The organism is Stakelama flava (genome assembly GCF_019351405.1).
Lineage (GTDB): Bacteria > Pseudomonadota > Alphaproteobacteria > Sphingomonadales > Sphingomonadaceae > Sphingomonas > Sphingomonas flava_A.
The window spans coordinates 1-16,030 of the sequence record NZ_JAHWZX010000010.1 but is presented as its reverse complement, the minus strand read 5'-3'; the positions used below and the strand labels follow the sequence as shown (position 1 = coordinate 16,030).

Here is a 16,030-nt window from a genome sequence, read left to right as displayed (position 1 = left end):
CATGACCGCGCTTGATCCCGATTCCATCCTGATCGTCGATTTCGGCAGCCAGGTGACCCAGCTTATCGCGCGCCGGGTGCGCGAAGCGGGCGTCTATAGCGAAATCGCACCGTTCAACTCCGCAGCGGAGGCGTTCGAACGGATGAAGCCAAAGGGCGTCATCCTGTCGGGCAGTCCCGCATCGGTCCCCGAAGCCGACAGCCCGCGCGCGCCGCAGGCGATTTTCGATTCGGGCGTTCCGGTTTTCGGCATCTGCTATGGCCAGCAGGTGATGATGGAGCAGCTTGGCGGTGCGGTCGAGCAGGGCGATTCGGGCGAATTCGGCCGCGCTTTCATCGAAATCGACGCCGGGTGCGAACTGTTCAACGGATTGTGGAATATCGGCGAAACGCATCAGGTGTGGATGAGCCATGGCGACCGGGTCGCCGACCTTGCGCCCGGTTTCCGCGTGGTGGCGACAAGTCCGGGCGCGCCCTATGCCGTCATCGCCGATGACAGCCGCCGCTATTACGGGATGCAGTTTCACCCCGAAGTCGTTCACACCCCCGACGGGGCTCGGCTGATCGCCAATTTCGCGCGCCATGTCTGTGGCCTGTCTGGCGACTGGACAATGGCTGAATTCCGCGATGCGAAGATCGCCGAAATCCGCGAACAGGTGGGCGATGCCCGTGTGATTTGCGGACTGTCGGGCGGTGTCGATTCGGCGGTTGCCGCGGTGCTGATCCACGAAGCGATCGGCGACCAACTCACCTGCGTCTTTGTCGATCATGGCTTGCTGCGCTCCGGGGAGGCGGAGCAGGTCGTCGGCCTGTTCCGCGGCAGCTACAATATCCCGCTCGTCCATGTGCAGGCCGAAACGCTGTTCCTGCACGGCCTGGCCGGGGTGACCGACCCCGAACAGAAGCGCAAGTTCATCGGCAAGACCTTTATCGACGTGTTCGAGGAAGAGGCTAAGAAGATCGGCGGCGCGCAATTCCTCGCCCAGGGGACACTGTACCCCGATGTGATCGAAAGCGTCAGCTTCACCGGCGGGCCGAGCGTGACCATCAAGAGCCATCACAATGTCGGCGGCCTGCCCGAACGCATGAACATGAAGCTGGTCGAGCCGCTGCGCGAACTGTTCAAGGACGAGGTGCGCGCGCTGGGCAAGGAACTGGGCCTGCCCGAAGCCTTTGTCGGACGCCATCCGTTCCCCGGTCCGGGCCTCGCCATCCGCATTCCGGGAGAGGTGAGCAAGGAACGCTGCGACATCCTGCGCAAGGCCGATGCGATCTATCTGGAGGAAATCCGCAGCGCAGGCCTGTATGACGCGATCTGGCAGGCGTTCGCGGTGCTGCTTCCGGTACGCACGGTGGGGGTGATGGGCGACGGGCGTACCTATGACCACGTCCTTGCGCTGCGCGCGGTGACGTCGACTGACGGCATGACGGCGGAAGTTTTTCCCTTTCCCGGCGATTTCCTGCCCCGCGTGGCGACCCGGATCGTCAACGAAGTGCGCGGCGTGAACCGCGTCGTGTACGACTATACCAGCAAACCCCCCGGCACGATCGAGTGGGAATGATCCGGAAATAGCGGGCTTGTGGGGCAAGCCCGCCCGGATCATTCGGCGGCGCAAGCCGCCGCACGGGCGAGGAAATAGCGGGCTTGCGGGGCGGGCCGCCCGGATCACCCGGCGGGGCAAGCCGCCGCATAGTCGAGGAAATAATGGGCTTGCGGGGCAAGGCCGCCCGGATCACGCGATGATGCAAGCCTTTGCGTCTTCTTGAACAGCGCTGCTGGTAATAGGTGATTGAAGGGCCGTTCTTCCGTGGCGCGGGGAAGGGGCTGTGGTTGGCCGCGCCCAAGCGCCGACGGGCAGGGAACTCTTTTTTCGTTTCCGGCTTTGCTTGGCCATGGCGAATGGAAGAGAAGTGGTGGCCGACAGGCTGCTTGATGCGCAAGAGGTTGAACGGACCTTTGAACTGCTGCGCGACGCGATGGGCGGCGATATGGCGAATGCGAAGGGGCCGAAAGGGCAGCCCGACGCGTTTCGATCCTGCATCGCATGCATGCTTTCGGCCCAGTCGCGTGACAGCAACACGGCAAAGGCCACGCGCGCGCTGTTCCGTCTGGCCGAAACGCCGCAGGCGATGCTCGCGCTGGATGACGCCACTTTGATCGATGCGATTCGGCCCGCGGGGCTGTACAACAACAAGGCGAAGGCGATTCGCAAATTCTGCCGCCAGTTGATCGACGATCATGACGGGCATGTACCCGATACGCGGCAGGGCCTGCTTTCGATGCACGGCATCGGCCGTAAATGCGCCGATATCGTGCTGGCATTCACCTTTGGCGGCGACGCGATTGCGGTCGACACGCATGTCGGCCGGGTATGCGAGCGCACCGGGCTGGCGCTGGGATCGACCGAGGCGAAGATCGCCGAGGCGCTGGACGAACGCGCGCCCGACTGGGTAAAGCCGGAGGGGCATTTCTGGTTGATCCGCTTCGGCAAGCGCGTATGCACCGGCCGGGCGCCCAAATGTGCCGATTGTTTCCTTGCCTCGCTATGCCGTTATCCCGACAAGCGGCTGCGACGCGCCGGCGAAAGCGCGGAAGCATGAAGCGGGAAAGGAAACCGGAAATGATGCGCGGACTGGCGGTGATCGCACTTGCCATGCTCGCCGGATGCGGCGGCAATGGCGAAACGCCGGATAATCAGGACGCGGGAATCGCGAATGTGGGCGCGCCCGATCCGTCGCCCGATATTCCGGCGCGCTTCACCGGTACATGGGATCAGGATGCGGCAAGCTGTTCGGCGGCGGCGAGCGATATGCGGCTGACCATAGCGGCCCGGCAACTGCAATTTTACGACGGCAGCGCCCGGGTAGCATCGGTCACCAAGGGCGAAGATGATTCGGTGAAGGTCAATGCCGTGCTCGACAGCGAAGGCATCACGCGCGAGGAGCAATTCACCCTTACGCTAGGCGATGACGGCAGGTTGACCGTGCGCGCCAATGGCGGAGAGGATGTGCGGGTGCGCTGTTCCGCCACCAACGGCGGGAAGGGCGCAAATGGGCAGGCGACCGTCACGCCGCTGCTCAACATCGCGCCCGATTCGATCGCGCTGGTCGACCCGCAAAGCGGGCGAACCCGGCGCGTGCAATTCGGGACGCAGGCTTCGGACGCGCTCGATGCGGTCGGGCGTGCCGCCGGGGAACCGGTGGAACGCGGGACGAACCGAGAATGCGAATCGGGGCCGCTGGATTTTGCGCGCTTCGATGATGGCCTGACGCTGTTGGTGAAGGACGGTGATTTCGTCGGCTGGTCGCTGCAAGCGCCGTCAAAGGTGTCGACCATGTCGGGTGTGGGCATCGGTTCGACGCGCAAGCAATTCGCATCCTCCTACAAGGTGGAAAACGTCGCGAACAGCGAAGGGCGTGAGGTGAAGGCGGGCGCTATGCATGCGTTGCTGTCAGGCGACGGCGCGCAGGCGAAAATCGCGCGGCTATGGGCAGGTGCTTCCTGCCACTTTCCGTAATATGATGCGCAGGAGCACCGTACGGTCCCGTCAATGCGCGACGGGGATGTCGCTGGCCGTCGCGATTGCCGTCGGCCTGCCCGGATGTTCGCCCGACGCCAGAACCGCAGACAACAGCGCCAACATCGCGGCGCCCGATCCCGGCCCGACGCCCAGTCCGGACGGGCCGCCGGTGGTGAAGCCGGTCATCGCGTCGGACCCGTCCGAAACGGTTCCGCCCGAACCGGGGCGTGCAAGCCGCTGGTACGCGTCTGGTGACGGCGCGGTGTTTGGAACGGGGCAGGGCGCGGCCAGCCTGAGCATCGCGTGCGACCGGGCGGATGATGCGCTGGTCTTTCACCGGACATCCGACGATTCGCAGGTACCGCCGGTCGCCAACCTGAATCTGTCGCTGGTAGAAGGGGCGTCGCTGGTGCGCGCATTTTCGGGCAGGACCGATGAACCGGGCTATACCGGGCAGATGCCGCTGCGCGATCCCTGGCTGGACAAGCTGCTCGCGACGTCGGGCACGTTGGAAACCGATCTGGACGGGCGGTCGCCATTGTCGGTGCCGGTCGCCCCGGCGTTGAAACAGGTCATTCGCGAGTGCAGGAGCGGAAAATGAGCGTCACGATCCACGGCATCAAAAATTGCGATACGATGAAGAAGGCGCGCGCCTGGCTTGACGAACATGGGATAGGTTATCGTTTTCACGACTATCGCGCCGACGGGATCGACGCGGCGACGCTGGAATTATGGGCCGATCGGGTGGGTTGGGAAAAGCTGCTTAACAAGGCGGGCACGACGTTTCGCAAGCTGCCCGATGCACAGAAACAGGATATCGATCGCGCGCGCGCAATCGCGCTGATGGTCGAAAACCCGGCAATGATCAAACGCCCGGTACTCGAATATCCCGGCGGCATCTTGGTCGGATTTAAACCCGGCGAATATGGCGAGACGCTGCTGTAGGCGCGTTCAACCGCCGTCCCAGCGAAACACCTCTTCAAGCGGTTTCGCGAAGACCCGTGCGATGCGGAAGGCGGTTTCCAGCGAGGGCGAATATCTGCCTTGTTCGATCGCGGCGATGGTCTGACGCGTGACGCCCACCCGCGCGCCCAGATCGGCCTGGGTCATTTCAGCGGCCAGAAAACGAAGCGTTCGGATATCGTTGCTGATCGGTGGTTTAGCCATGCCAGCCCCGGCGATAGCTGGCGATGATCAGGGTGTGGCGGGTCGCCTCTGCAATCACCAGCGCGAGCAGCGCCGCATTGGTGATCTTCCATCGGGGATCGCCGAAAGGCATGACGACGCCGACCAGGATCATGCCCGTCATCAATACGAAATACGCCGCATTTGTGCCGCGTCTGGCGATCGCCCTGTCGCGTTCGTCGGGTCGGTCTTCACCGGCGCGACGGGCGCCGATCGCGATAATCGCCGCCACGATCGCCACGAAGATCGCCTGAACAATGGTTACACTGCCGAACAGGATCAGCATCCTCAAAATGCGGGGGCCGTCGGGCGCAGCAGGATCGAAATATAGCGCAAGCAGCGAAAAATAGACACCATAGGCCACCAGCATCGACCCCAGCGTAAGCCATGCGATCTTCTCCTTGTACGCCATCCCGCACCTCAATGTTTGCTCAACTCGACTAAATGTAAAAAATATAATACATCAAGTAAATTATATCTTACGTCATGGTGCGGAGCGCTGGCGTCGCGCAGGCGCAAGCGCTAGGAGCGCGGGCGATGTCCACGACCTATACGATCGACACGGCGACCAGCCGCGCAAACCCGACGCCCGCGCCGATGAAGCGGATGACGGTGCCAGCGATTCGCAGGCGCAAGGGCGGCGATCCGCTGGTCATGCTGACCGCCTATACGGTTCGCATGGCGCAACTGCTCGATCCGCATTGCGACATGCTGCTGGTCGGCGACAGCTTGGGCCAGGTGATTTACGGCCTGCCTTCCACGGTGCCGGTGACGCTGGAAATGATGGTGGCGCACGGGGCGGCGGTGGTGCGCGGCAGCTATCACGCGATGGTCGTCATCGACATGCCGTTCGGCAGCTATGAGGCATCGCCCGAACAGGCTTTTGCCAGCGCATCGCGCCTGTTGAAGGAAACCGGCGCGGCGGCGGTAAAGCTGGAGGGCGGCCGGGCAATGGCCGACACGGTGCGCTTCCTGTCCGAACGCGGCGTTCCGGTGATGGGGCATGTCGGATTGACGCCGCAGGCGGTGAATGTGCTGGGTGGCTATGGTGCGCGCGGGCGCAGTGACGAGGAAGCGGCGAAGATCCTCGACGATGCGAAGGCGGTCGCCGAAGCGGGCGCGTTCAGCGTCGTTCTGGAAGGCGTCGTGGAACCCATTGCGATAGAGGCGACGCAATCGCTTGCTTGCCCGACGATCGGTATCGGCGCATCGGCGCAGTGCGACGGGCAGGTGCTGGTGGCGGAGGACATGCTGGGCCTGTTCGAACGGACGCCGCGCTTCGTCAAAAAATTCGATAATCTGGCTGGCCGCATTTCCGCCGCGGTTGAAACCTATGCCCGCGATGTACGCGCCCGGACCTTTCCCGGTGAGGAGCAGGTTTATGCGCCAAAGAACTGATCTAGGTTTTTACGTCGCGCGCGGTTAAGGTCCGCGCCCTTCCATCCCTTTTCTGCCGGAGCTGATACAACGTGGCCTTGTCCCCCGAGTCCAACGAGGCTTTTTTCCGCGAAGTCGATGAAGAGATGCGCCGCGAGCAGTTTGCGAGCTTCGGCCGGCGCTATGGCGTGTGGGTGGCGATCGCTATCGTCGTGGTGATCGCCGCTGTGGGTGGCTGGCTGTACTGGATGCATGCGAAAAACGCCAAGGCGTCCGAGGCGGGCATTCAGTATAACGCCGCGATCGATGCGTTGGGCAAGGAGAATGTCGACGCGGCGGGCAAGCAGCTTCAACCGCTGACCGCTTCAAAGATCGACGGCTATCGCGCGATGTCGCGCTTCGTTCAGGCCGATGTCCTGCTGCGCAACGACGATGCCAAGGGCGCGGCGAAGAAGTTCGCCGAGATCGCCAATGACGACGCACTGCCGCAGCCCTATCGCGATCTGGCGATCATTCGTCAGACGCTGGTGCAGTATGACGATATGAAGCCGCAGGACGTCATTCAGCGGCTGCGCCCGCTGGCGATGAAGGAAAGCCCCTGGTTCGGCAGCGCGGGCGAGATGGTGGCGATCGCCTATATGCGCTCGGGCCGGCGGGACCTGGCGAGCAAGATGTACAGCGATCTGGCCGCGTCGGACGACATTCCCGATAGTGTCCGGCAACGTGCCGTTCAGATGGCGGGTGCTTTGGGAACGGATACGGACAAGGCCGCCGGAAACGGCAAAACGGGCGACAAGAACGCGAAGGATACGAAGGCAGGATGACGACGTTCAGGACTTCCGCCGCGATATTGGCGCTCACCGCGCTTTGCGGCTGCGGCATTTTTGGTGGCGACGGTAAGAAGGCGACCCCGGTACTGGGCGAGCGCGTTCCCGTGCTTTCGTCCGAAAGCAGCATCGCAGCAGATGAAACGATCGCCAGCGTACCGGTGACGGTGCCCGCTCCGGTCGCCAATCCCGACTGGACCCAGTCGGGCGGCAATGCGGCGAAGGTCATGGGCAATCTTGCGCTGGGCGATCAGCTGAACACCGCATGGACCGCCATGATTGCGGGCAATTCCAGCCGGGCAAGGCTGGCCGCGGCGCCGATCGTCGTCAACGGCACGATGTACGTCATGGACACCGACGGCAAGGTGCACAGCCTGGACGCCGCGACCGGTGCCGAGCGCTGGACCAAGTCGACCGCTACCGAGGCGCAGCAGGGTTCGCGCGTGCTGTTCGGTGGCGGGGTCAGCTATCAGGACGGTCAGCTGTACGCCACCAACGGCATGGGCGATGTCGTTGCGATGAATGCCGAGGACGGCGCCATTGTGTGGCGTCAGAAGCCGGGCGGCCCGCTTCGCGGCGCGCCGACGATCGCCAACGGCAATGTCTATGTGATCAGCCAGGACAATCAGCTGTTCGCGCTGTCGCAGCAGACGGGGGAGGTGAGCTGGAACCAGTCCGGCTCGCTCGAATCGCAGGGCGTGTTCGGGGTTGCCGCTCCGGCCGCGGGACGCGGATCGGTGGTGGCGGGGTTCTCCTCCGGCGAACTGAACGCCTATCGCTACGAAAACGGCGCGACGCTGTGGGGGGACACGCTGTCGCGCACGACGATTTCCACTTCGGTGTCCTCGCTGGCCGATATCGACGCCGATCCGGTGATCGACGATGATCAGGTTTTCGCCATCGGTGAAGGCGGCCGCATGGTCGCGCTCGACATATTGAGCGGCCGGCGGCTGTGGGAACAGAATATCGCGGGCACCAAGACGCCGTGGGTCGCGGGCAACTGGATCTATGTGATGTCCAACGACGCCAAATTACTGTGCATCGCGCGCGACAGCGGCAAGGTGCGCTGGATCGCGCAGCTTCCCGGCTATCGCAACGAAAAGAAAAAGAAGGATCCGATCTACTGGTCGGGACCGGTCATGGCGGGCAGCCGCCTGTATGTGGTCAGCAGCCGCGGCGCGATGACCAGCGTCGATCCGCAAAGCGGGACCGTCGACGCGATGCGCGATGTCGGCGATTCGTTCAGCCTGCCGCCCGTTGTCGCGAACAACATGCTCTTCACCCTGTCGAACGACGGCCGCATCACCGCCTTTCGCTGATCCCCGCATCGGCGAAAGGCGCGTGAAGCACGGCGCGTAATCGTTTAGGACCGCCCCATGCCGTTACCCGTCGTCGCCATTATCGGACGCCCCAATGTGGGCAAATCCACGCTGTTCAACCGGCTGGTGGGAAAACGCCTGGCGCTGGTCGACGATCAGCCGGGGGTGACCCGCGACCGGCGTGAGGGCGAGGCGCATCTGCTTGGCCTCGACTTTCGCGTCATCGACACCGCCGGGTATGAGGATGAGGATGCGCAGTCACTGCCCGGCCGTATGCGCCAGCAGACCGAGGCGGCGGTGGCCGACGCCGATGTCGCGCTGTTCCTGATCGACGCGCGCGCCGGGATTACGCCGCTGGATGAGGAAATCGCCCGCTGGCTGCGCGCATCCGCCACCCCGGTCATTCTGGGCGCGAACAAGGCCGAAGGGCGCGCGGGCGAATCGGGCGTGCTCGAATCGCTGGCGCTGGGTATGGGCGATCCGGTGCAATTGTCCGCCGAACATGGCGACGGGGTCGCCGACCTGTTCGAAGCGCTGTTGCCGCATGTCGAGCGGGTTCAGGCGGAGATCGACGCGGCGGAGGAAGCGGAAGGCGATCCACCGCTGAAACTGGCGATCGTCGGCCGACCGAATGCGGGCAAATCGACGCTGATCAACCGGATGCTGGGACAGAACCGGCTGCTGACCGGCCCGGAAGCAGGGATTACGCGCGATTCGATCGCGATCGACTGGGAATGGCAGGGCCGCCCGGTCCGGCTGATCGACACCGCGGGCATGCGTAAGCGCGCGCGGGTGCAGGAAAAGCTGGAAAAATTGTCGGTCGCCGATGCGCTGCGCGCGGTGAATTTCGCTGAAGTGGTCGTGCTGCTGCTCGACGCGACCAAGGGGCTGGAGCTTCAGGACCTGAAAATCGCCGACAATGTCCTGCAAGAGGGCAGGGCGCTGATCATCGCGATCAACAAATGGGACGTGGCGCAGGACGCCAGCAGCCTGTTCAACGGGGTGAAGGCGGCGCTGGAGGAAGGACTGGCGCAGGCGAAGGGAATCACGGTGCTCACCGTCTCCGCCGCCACCGGAAAGGGCGTCGACACGCTGGTCAAGGTCGGGTTCGAAACGCGCGATGCATGGTCGCGCCGCGTGTCGACCGGTGCGCTCAACCGCTGGTTCGAACGCGCAATGGCCGAAAATCCGCCCCCCGCTCCGGGCGGCAAGCGAATCAAGCCGCGTTATCTGACTCAGGCAAAGACGCGTCCGCCCAGTTTCGTTTTGTTCGGCACGCGAGTCGATCAGCTTCCTGAAAGCTATAAACGCTATCTGGTCAACGGCATCCGGCGCGAATTCGGCTTTGACGGCGTGCCGGTGCGCCTGACGGTGCGCGCGTCGCGCAATCCCTTTGATCGGGATCGCGATTGATCCGGCGAATTGACGCGCGCGGCATGCGCTGTCCCTGGCCGGCGATTCGCCTCGCCCGGTTGCTGCGCGACGGGAACGGGCCGGTGGAAATCGATGCCGATGATCCGGCCGCCGCGCGCGAGCTGGAACAGGTGGCAAAGGCAGCAGGCGCGACGATCGAGCAACTCGGCTCCCACCGCTTCCGCATCCTGCCGCAAGAGCGCGCATCGACATAAGGAGAGTGACCCGCAAATGACCGACAGCCCATCACCGGTGCGCCATACCGTCCATGTTCCGGAAAGCACGCTAACCGATCTGGCGGCGCGGGTGCGCGCGACGCGATGGCCCGACGATCCGGGCAATGCCGACTGGTCCTATGGCGTGCAGGCTGATTATCTGCGCGGTCTGGCGAGGATATGGTCGGAGGAATTCGACTGGCGCGCGGTCGAAGCGCGAATCAATGCCTATCCCAACTGGATCGTCGAAATTGACGGCATTCCGATCCATTATCTGCACGTGCGCGGAAAGGGGCCGTCGCCGACGCCGCTGATCCTGACCCATGGCTGGCCATGGTCGTTCTGGGACATGGCGCGCGTGATCGGGCCTTTAAGCGATCCGGAAGCGTTTGGCGGCGACCCGGCAGATGCATTCGATCTGGTGATCCCGTCGCTGCCGGGATACGGATTTTCCGGCCCCGTGCCGCGCGCGGGGCTGACCTTCTGGCAGATTGCCGATTTGTGGCACCGGCTGATGCATGACGTGCTCGGCTATTCCCGGTACGGGGCGAGCGGCGGCGACTGGGGCGCGCTGATCGCGTCACAACTGGGCCATAAATACGCCGATACGTTGATCGGGGCACATCTGATGCACCCGATGCTGCTCGACCAGTTCGGCGGGAAAATGCCGTGGAACGTTGCCGCGCGGGCATGGGACAGCGGAGCGGCGGTGCCGCCGGGCGTGACAAAGTTCGCCGCGCATTTCGCGGTGCATGTGCTCGATCCGCAGACGCTTGCCTATGCGCTTAACGATTCGCCTGTCGGCCTGCTTGCCTGGCTGCTCGAACGTTGGCGCGCATGGGGCGATACCCGCGACGAAACGGGGCGCGTCACCGGCGATCCCGAACGCGTTTTCCCGACCGAACATATGCTGGCCAACGCCACGATATACTGGGCGAGCGGCACCGCCGGTTCGTCGATGCGCGCCTATGCAGATGCGGCGCGCGCGCCCTGGGCACCATCGCACGACCGACACCCCGTGGTAGAGGCACCGGTCGGCATCAGTTTCCTTGGCGGCGAAAACCCCGCCGGTGTGGCCACTGCGGATCGTGTGAAGCTTTTCCAAAACGGGCCGCGCGCCGACTTTTTCAACACCGTGTTTCTCAACGCACACGAAAGAGGTGGCCATTTCGGCTATTATGAAAATCCGTCGGCGGTTGTGGACGATCTGCGCATAATGTTTCGCCAGCTGCGCGCACGAAACGGATGACAGTAGCGGCTTAGCACGCCGCTCTTGCCGGATTGGTTCGCGACGAAGCGAAGGGCGATGCGACGAACCGAATGACGGCAAGGGGAACGCGATGTCCCCCTGCGCGTTCTTCAAGAACAATTAAATCAACAGGTTGCGCTTTTTGCACCTGTAGTTCGAAGGAGACCTGTCATGGGTGAACTGACCGACAAAATCAAAGGCAATGCCAATGAAGCAGCGGGTAAGCTGAAGCAGCAGTCCAACGACCCCGCGACGCGCGAAGAAGGCGCGGCGCAGGAAGGCAAGGGTAAGGCGCAGCAATTCGCCGGTAAGGTGAAGGGCGCGCTGGGCGACGATATCTAAGTCGTCTCCTATTGCCCCCCGGTATGCCGGGGATCGATGAAATCCGCCGCGTGGGATGCCGAAAGGTGTTCAGCGCGGCGGTTTTCGTTTGTTTGCGTACCCGCGCGATCGCAAGCGGTGTGCGCTAATTTACCCGCATTTTTGCGATTGTGGTCGCCGGATTGATATACTCCATGTCGGTCCGGCAATGGATCAGGCGGATGCCGTTTCGGGACAGTGCGCGATCGAGCGCGGGGGCGAATTGTTCGGTACGCTCCACGCTTTCCGCCCAGCCGCCATACGCGCGCGTTAGCGCCGAAAAGTCGGGATTTGCGAGCGCCGTGCCACTCACGCGCTCGGGATATTCGCGCTCCTGATGCATCCGGATCGTGCCATAGCCGCCATTGTCGATCAGGATCACCAGCAGGTTCGCGCCATGCTGCGCCGCGGTGGCGAGCTCCTGCCCGTTCATCAGAAAATCGCCGTCCCCGGCCAGCGCTATCGCAGTCTTTTCCGGGCGCCGAAGCGCCGCCGCCACCGCCGCCGGGACGCCATAGCCCATCGCGCCCGCGGTTGGCGCCAATTGCGTGCCGAGATGGCCATATCGCCAATAGCGGTGCCACCAGGCGGAAAAATTGCCCGCGCCGTTGCAGATGATCGTATCGTCCGGCGTCAGCCGTTCGCGCATCGCGGCGACGCACTGGCCCAGATCGAGCGCGACGCCTTCGCGCAGGGCTGGTGTCGACCATTTGCGCCATTCGCCATTCGCCTGCGCTGCCGCAGGATGCGGAGCGGACGGCGGCTCGGTCGCTGCGAGCGCAGCGGCGAAATCGGCCATGCCCGCGACGATTGCGAGGTCGGTGCGATATACGCTGTCAATTTCGTTCGCATCGGGATGCACATGAACCAGCGTCTGGCCGGGATGGTCGGGTGTGATCAGCGAATAGCCGTCGGTCGTTGCCTCCCCCAGTCGCGCGCCGATGGCAAGGATCAGGTCAGCCTGCTTCACGCGTTCGACCAGCCGTGGGTTGGGGCCATAGCCGAGATTGCCCGCCCAGACGGGCGATGTGTTCGAGATTGCGTCCTGTCGCCGGAACGCGCCCGCGACCGGCAGGCCCCAGCCGCGCGCAAAGGCGTCGAACGCTTCGCCGGTCGCGGCGTCCCACCCGGCGCCGCCGATGATCGCCACCGGTCGTTCGGCGGTGCGCAGCAAATCGAGCATCGGAGTCAGTGCATCTGGGTCCAGCCCACGCTGCGGCGTTGCAAGGCGCGGCCGGTCGGTTGCCGTTACCCGATCTTTCAGCATGTCTTCGGGAAGCGCGATGACCACCGGGCCGGGTCGGCCTCCGGTCGCCACCCGCCAGGCGCGCGCGACATATTCGGGAATACGCGCCGCGTCCTCGATCCGCGTCGCCCATTTGGAGATCGGGGCGAACATCGCGGGAAAGTCGATTTCCTGAAACCCTTCGCGCCCGCGCATCGACCGGTCGACATCGCCGATGAACAACAGCATGGGGATCGAATCCTGCATCGCGACATGCACCCCGATGCTGGCATTGGTCGCGCCGGGGCCGCGCGTGACGAAGCAGACGCCCGGCTTGCCGATCAGCGCGCCATCGGCACAGGCCATGAAGGCAGCGCCCCCTTCCTGACGGCAGGTGACAAGATCGATGGCGGGCGTATCGTGCAGCGCGTCGAGCACGGCGAGGAAACTTTCGCCGGGAACGTGGAAAATCCGGTCGCACCCTTGCGCCAGAAGGTTGTCGGTAAGGATACGTCCGCCGCTGCGTTTTTCGGTCATGGAAAGCAGGTCTAGCGGCTGGCGCGCGGGGAGCAAAGGGCGGCGCGGTCGCTTCGCGCGATGCGCGCCGGGCGAAAAGCTGAACGCCGGTCCGGCTGCTTGACCCCCCATGGCCCGCCCGCGTAATCGCTTTGGTCAGGGCGAACCATATTGCGGAGATTCGATGCCATGAAGAAGCTGTATCCCGATGCTCAGGCGGCGCTGGACGGCCTTCTTTTCGACGGCATGATGATCTGTGCGGGCGGCTTCGGACTGTGCGGCATTCCCGAACGGCTGATCGATGCGATCCAGGCGGCGGGGACGAAGGACCTGACCATCGCCAGCAACAATGCCGGCATCGATAACGAAGGGCTGGGCAAGCTGCTTCGTTCGAAGCAGGTGAAGAAGATGATCTCCTCCTATGTCGGCGAAAACAAGGAGTTCGAGCGGCAGTTCCTGTCGGGCGAACTGGAGGTTGAATTCTGCCCGCAGGGGACGCTGGCCGAGCGCTGCCGCGCGGGCGGTGCCGGCATTCCCGGCTTCTATACCAAGACCGGCGTCGGCACCCAGATTGCCGAGGGCAAGGAAGTGAAGCAGTTCGATGGCGAGGAGTATATCCTCGAACGCGGCATTGTCGCCGATATCGCCATCGTGAAGGGATGGAAGGCCGACGAGGCAGGGAACCTGATCTTCCGTAAGACAGCGCGCAACTTCAACCTGCCGATGGCGACGGCGGGCAAGGTCTGCATCGCCGAGGTTGAGGAAGTGGTGCCGACCGGCACCCTCGACCCCGATCAGATTCATCTGCCCAGCATTTACGTCAACCGGATGATCGTCGGCGCGCCCTATGACAAGAAGATCGAGTTCCGCACGGTTCGCGAGCGCGAGGCGGCGTGAGCATCCGGATTGGCGTTACGGTGCCGGTCGCGGCATTGCTGCTGGCCGGCTGCGCCTCCACCGCCACGTCGGTCAGCGAGCCGGCGGCGCAGCCTGCCGCCGCCTCCGTGCCGCCGGCGATGCAATTCCTGTACGGATCGGGTGAGGCGGCAGCGCTTTCGCGGCAGGCCTATGCGGGCCTTACCGACTATGTTCTTGATAGTGTCGAGCGGTATGAAAGCGGCCAGCCGGTGCGTTCTGCGCTGCTTGCCCCCGGTGCGACGCTCGCCGATCCGCAATGGCGCGAATGTAAAGCCGGTCGGCCGGTGGCAATCGTGCTCGATGTCGATGAAACCACGCTGCTCAACCTCGGCTTCGAATCGGACGCGGCGGCGGGGAATGCCTTCACCCCCGAACGCTGGAGCGAGTGGGAACAGACCGGCGGCGACAAGGTCGCTCCGGTCCCCGGCGTGGCAGAGGCGCTGAACAGCGCGCGCGCGCACGGGGTCACGGTGATTTTCAACACCAACCGTTCGACCGCGAATGCCGATGCCACCGGTGCGATGCTCGACCGCGCGGGGCTTGGTCCTGCGGTGCCGGGCAAGACGCTGTTCACAAAAGCGGCGGGGGAGCATGGCAAGGATGGCCGCCGCGCCACGATCGCGTCGCGCTATTGCGTAATCGCGATGGTGGGTGACCAGCTTGGCGATTTTAGCGATCTGTTCGAAGCGCCCTCGCTTTCGGTGGGTGAGCGCCGCGCGGCGGCGTCTTCGCCTGCGATCGCAGCACTTTGGGGCAAGGGCTGGTTTCTTCTCCCCAACCCGGTTTACGGATCGTCGCTGAAAGGCGGCGTCAACGACATCTTCCCGACCGATAAACGCTGGAGTCCCCGGACCTCCGGCAGCAAGGAGTAGCTATGGCCTGGACTCGCGACCAAATGGCGGCGCGCGCCGCGAAGGAGCTGGAGGACGGCTTTTACGTCAATCTCGGTATCGGCATTCCGACGCTGGTCGCCAACCATATCCCCGACGGGGTGGACGTGACGCTGCAATCGGAAAACGGGATGCTGGGCATCGGTCCCTTTCCGCTGGCGGGTGAGGAAGACCCTGACCTGATCAATGCGGGCAAGCAGACGGTAAGCGAACTCGACCGCACGGTCTATTTCGACAGCGCGACCAGTTTCGCCATGATCCGCGGCGGGCATATCGACCTTGCCGTGCTGGGCGCGATGGAAGTCGCTGAAAATGGCGATATCGCCAACTGGATGATTCCCGGCAAAATGATCAAGGGGATGGGCGGCGCGATGGACCTGGTCGCGGGCGTCAAGAAGATCATCGTGGTGATGGAGCACACCTCCAAACATGGCGATCCGAAGTTCATTCCCGAATGCACCCTGCCGCTGACCGGCAAGAATGTCGTCGATATGATCATAACTGATCTGTGCGTTTTCCAGCGGCCGGACCATGACAGCGCGTTCAAGCTGGTCGAGCTTGCCGACGGCGTCACGGCGGAGGAAGTCGCAGCCAAGACCACGGCGAAGTTCGACCGCTGATGCGCCGCGTTGCGGCGGTGGCGCTGGCTGCATTGCTTGCCGCCTGTTCGCCGCCGAAGCTGCTTAGTACGCTGGACAGCGTTACCGGTGGCGGGGCGGATGCAAAGCGGAGCGTGTCGGGCGCGGCGTTCGGAACGCATGACCAGCGGCTCGATGTGTGGGTGCCTATCATTACAGTTGCAATTTGGTTTTGAGGTGAGCCGGTTTTGCTGCGGCTTGATGAACTCGCCTCCAGCATGACCAGGCGATGATGCAGGCAGGCTCGATCCGGCGTTGAGCGAGTTTGACGGCGATGCGCCGGACCTCCTGAACGGACCAGCGGATCAACTCCTGATGGCGGGCATCTTCGGTCTTTTTGGGGGCGTGGTGTTGTTGGCGCGGTATCGGACTACAGCC

19 protein-coding genes are annotated in these 16,030 nt (G+C 63.8%); 15 read left to right on the top strand and 4 right to left on the bottom strand.

What is annotated here, in order from left to right; translation table 11 throughout:
• The first annotated feature begins 1 nt into the window (after position 1).
• From guaA to KY084_RS11125, 5 genes are all read left to right on the top strand, one after another.
• Entirely contained in the window at positions 2-1,561 is a 1,560-nt protein-coding gene (gene guaA / locus KY084_RS11145) for a glutamine-hydrolyzing GMP synthase (protein WP_219238553.1), read from the top strand.
• Between the two features lie 352 nt (positions 1,562-1,913).
• Positions 1,914-2,600 carry an endonuclease III domain-containing protein gene (locus KY084_RS11140; RefSeq protein WP_343228004.1) on the top strand — a complete coding sequence of 229 codons (687 nt, stop codon included), beginning with the start codon at positions 1,914-1,916 and terminating at the stop codon, positions 2,598-2,600.
• A complete protein-coding gene (locus KY084_RS11135) occupies positions 2,597-3,517 on the top strand; it encodes a hypothetical protein (protein WP_219238550.1) in 921 nt (306 codons plus the stop codon). The genes KY084_RS11140 and KY084_RS11135 overlap by 4 nt, the downstream gene beginning before the upstream one ends.
• 46 nt (positions 3,518-3,563) lie before the next feature.
• Positions 3,564-4,121, top strand: coding sequence for a hypothetical protein (locus KY084_RS11130; RefSeq protein WP_219238549.1), 558 nt, complete (start codon positions 3,564-3,566; stop codon positions 4,119-4,121).
• Positions 4,118-4,465 carry an ArsC family reductase gene (locus KY084_RS11125; protein WP_219238548.1) on the top strand — a complete coding sequence of 116 codons (348 nt, stop codon included), beginning with the start codon at positions 4,118-4,120 and terminating at the stop codon, positions 4,463-4,465. The genes KY084_RS11130 and KY084_RS11125 overlap by 4 nt, the downstream gene beginning before the upstream one ends.
• Positions 4,466-4,471: 6 nt before the next feature.
• Here the strand turns inward: KY084_RS11125 and KY084_RS11120 are convergent, their stop codons facing one another.
• Positions 4,472-4,687 (bottom strand): helix-turn-helix transcriptional regulator, encoded by a 216-nt coding sequence (locus KY084_RS11120; RefSeq protein WP_219238547.1) that lies wholly within the window; start codon positions 4,685-4,687, stop codon positions 4,472-4,474.
• The gene (locus KY084_RS11115; RefSeq protein WP_219238546.1) at positions 4,680-5,117 is read right to left on the bottom strand and encodes a hypothetical protein; all 438 of its coding nucleotides are present in this window, start codon (positions 5,115-5,117) and stop codon (positions 4,680-4,682) included. The genes KY084_RS11120 and KY084_RS11115 overlap by 8 nt, the downstream gene beginning before the upstream one ends.
• Positions 5,118-5,242: 125 nt before the next feature.
• On the opposite strand from KY084_RS11115, the gene panB reads away from it, so the two are divergent.
• The 7 genes from panB (at position 5,243) to KY084_RS11080 (ending at position 11,447) form a co-directional block, all read left to right on the top strand.
• Positions 5,243-6,103, top strand: coding sequence for a 3-methyl-2-oxobutanoate hydroxymethyltransferase (gene panB / locus KY084_RS11110; RefSeq protein ID WP_219238545.1), 861 nt, complete (start codon positions 5,243-5,245; stop codon positions 6,101-6,103).
• Positions 6,104-6,174: 71 nt separating this feature from the next.
• The gene (locus KY084_RS11105; protein WP_219238544.1) at positions 6,175-6,906 is read left to right on the top strand and encodes a tetratricopeptide repeat protein; all 732 of its coding nucleotides are present in this window, start codon (positions 6,175-6,177) and stop codon (positions 6,904-6,906) included.
• Complete coding sequence (locus tag KY084_RS11100) at positions 6,903-8,228, top strand: outer membrane protein assembly factor BamB family protein (RefSeq protein ID WP_219238543.1); 1,326 nt, start codon at positions 6,903-6,905, stop codon at positions 8,226-8,228. Before KY084_RS11105 ends, KY084_RS11100 begins: the two co-directional genes overlap by 4 nt.
• 57 nt (positions 8,229-8,285) lie before the next feature.
• Complete coding sequence (gene der / locus KY084_RS11095; RefSeq protein WP_219238542.1) at positions 8,286-9,641, top strand: ribosome biogenesis GTPase Der; 1,356 nt, start codon at positions 8,286-8,288, stop codon at positions 9,639-9,641.
• The gene (locus KY084_RS11090; RefSeq protein ID WP_281421903.1) at positions 9,638-9,856 is read left to right on the top strand and encodes a sulfurtransferase TusA family protein; all 219 of its coding nucleotides are present in this window, start codon (positions 9,638-9,640) and stop codon (positions 9,854-9,856) included. Before der ends, KY084_RS11090 begins: the two co-directional genes overlap by 4 nt.
• Before the next feature lie 16 nt (positions 9,857-9,872).
• On the top strand, positions 9,873-11,105 hold the full coding sequence (locus KY084_RS11085; RefSeq protein WP_219238539.1) for an epoxide hydrolase family protein: 1,233 nt from the start codon (positions 9,873-9,875) through the stop codon (positions 11,103-11,105).
• Positions 11,106-11,276: 171 nt separating this feature from the next.
• Positions 11,277-11,447, top strand: coding sequence for a CsbD family protein (locus tag KY084_RS11080; RefSeq protein ID WP_219238538.1), 171 nt, complete (start codon positions 11,277-11,279; stop codon positions 11,445-11,447).
• A gap of 124 nt (positions 11,448-11,571) precedes the next feature.
• Here the strand turns inward: KY084_RS11080 and KY084_RS11075 are convergent, their stop codons facing one another.
• Positions 11,572-13,227 (bottom strand): thiamine pyrophosphate-binding protein, encoded by a 1,656-nt coding sequence (locus tag KY084_RS11075; protein WP_219238537.1) that lies wholly within the window; start codon positions 13,225-13,227, stop codon positions 11,572-11,574.
• Between the two features lie 168 nt (positions 13,228-13,395).
• On the opposite strand from KY084_RS11075, the gene KY084_RS11070 reads away from it, so the two are divergent.
• The 3 genes from KY084_RS11070 to KY084_RS11060 are packed head-to-tail and all read left to right on the top strand — an operon-like array spanning position 13,396 to position 15,634.
• A complete protein-coding gene (locus tag KY084_RS11070) occupies positions 13,396-14,103 on the top strand; it encodes a CoA transferase subunit A (RefSeq protein WP_219238536.1) in 708 nt (235 codons plus the stop codon).
• Complete coding sequence (locus tag KY084_RS11065) at positions 14,100-14,996, top strand: 5'-nucleotidase, lipoprotein e(P4) family (RefSeq protein ID WP_343228003.1); 897 nt, start codon at positions 14,100-14,102, stop codon at positions 14,994-14,996. The genes KY084_RS11070 and KY084_RS11065 overlap by 4 nt, the downstream gene beginning before the upstream one ends.
• A gap of 2 nt (positions 14,997-14,998) precedes the next feature.
• Entirely contained in the window at positions 14,999-15,634 is a 636-nt protein-coding gene (locus KY084_RS11060) for a CoA transferase subunit B (protein WP_219238534.1), read from the top strand.
• Between the two features lie 171 nt (positions 15,635-15,805).
• Here the strand turns inward: KY084_RS11060 and KY084_RS11055 are convergent.
• The coding region (locus tag KY084_RS11055; protein ID WP_219238533.1) for a hypothetical protein at positions 15,806-16,030 on the bottom strand (225 nt) is incomplete at its 5' end.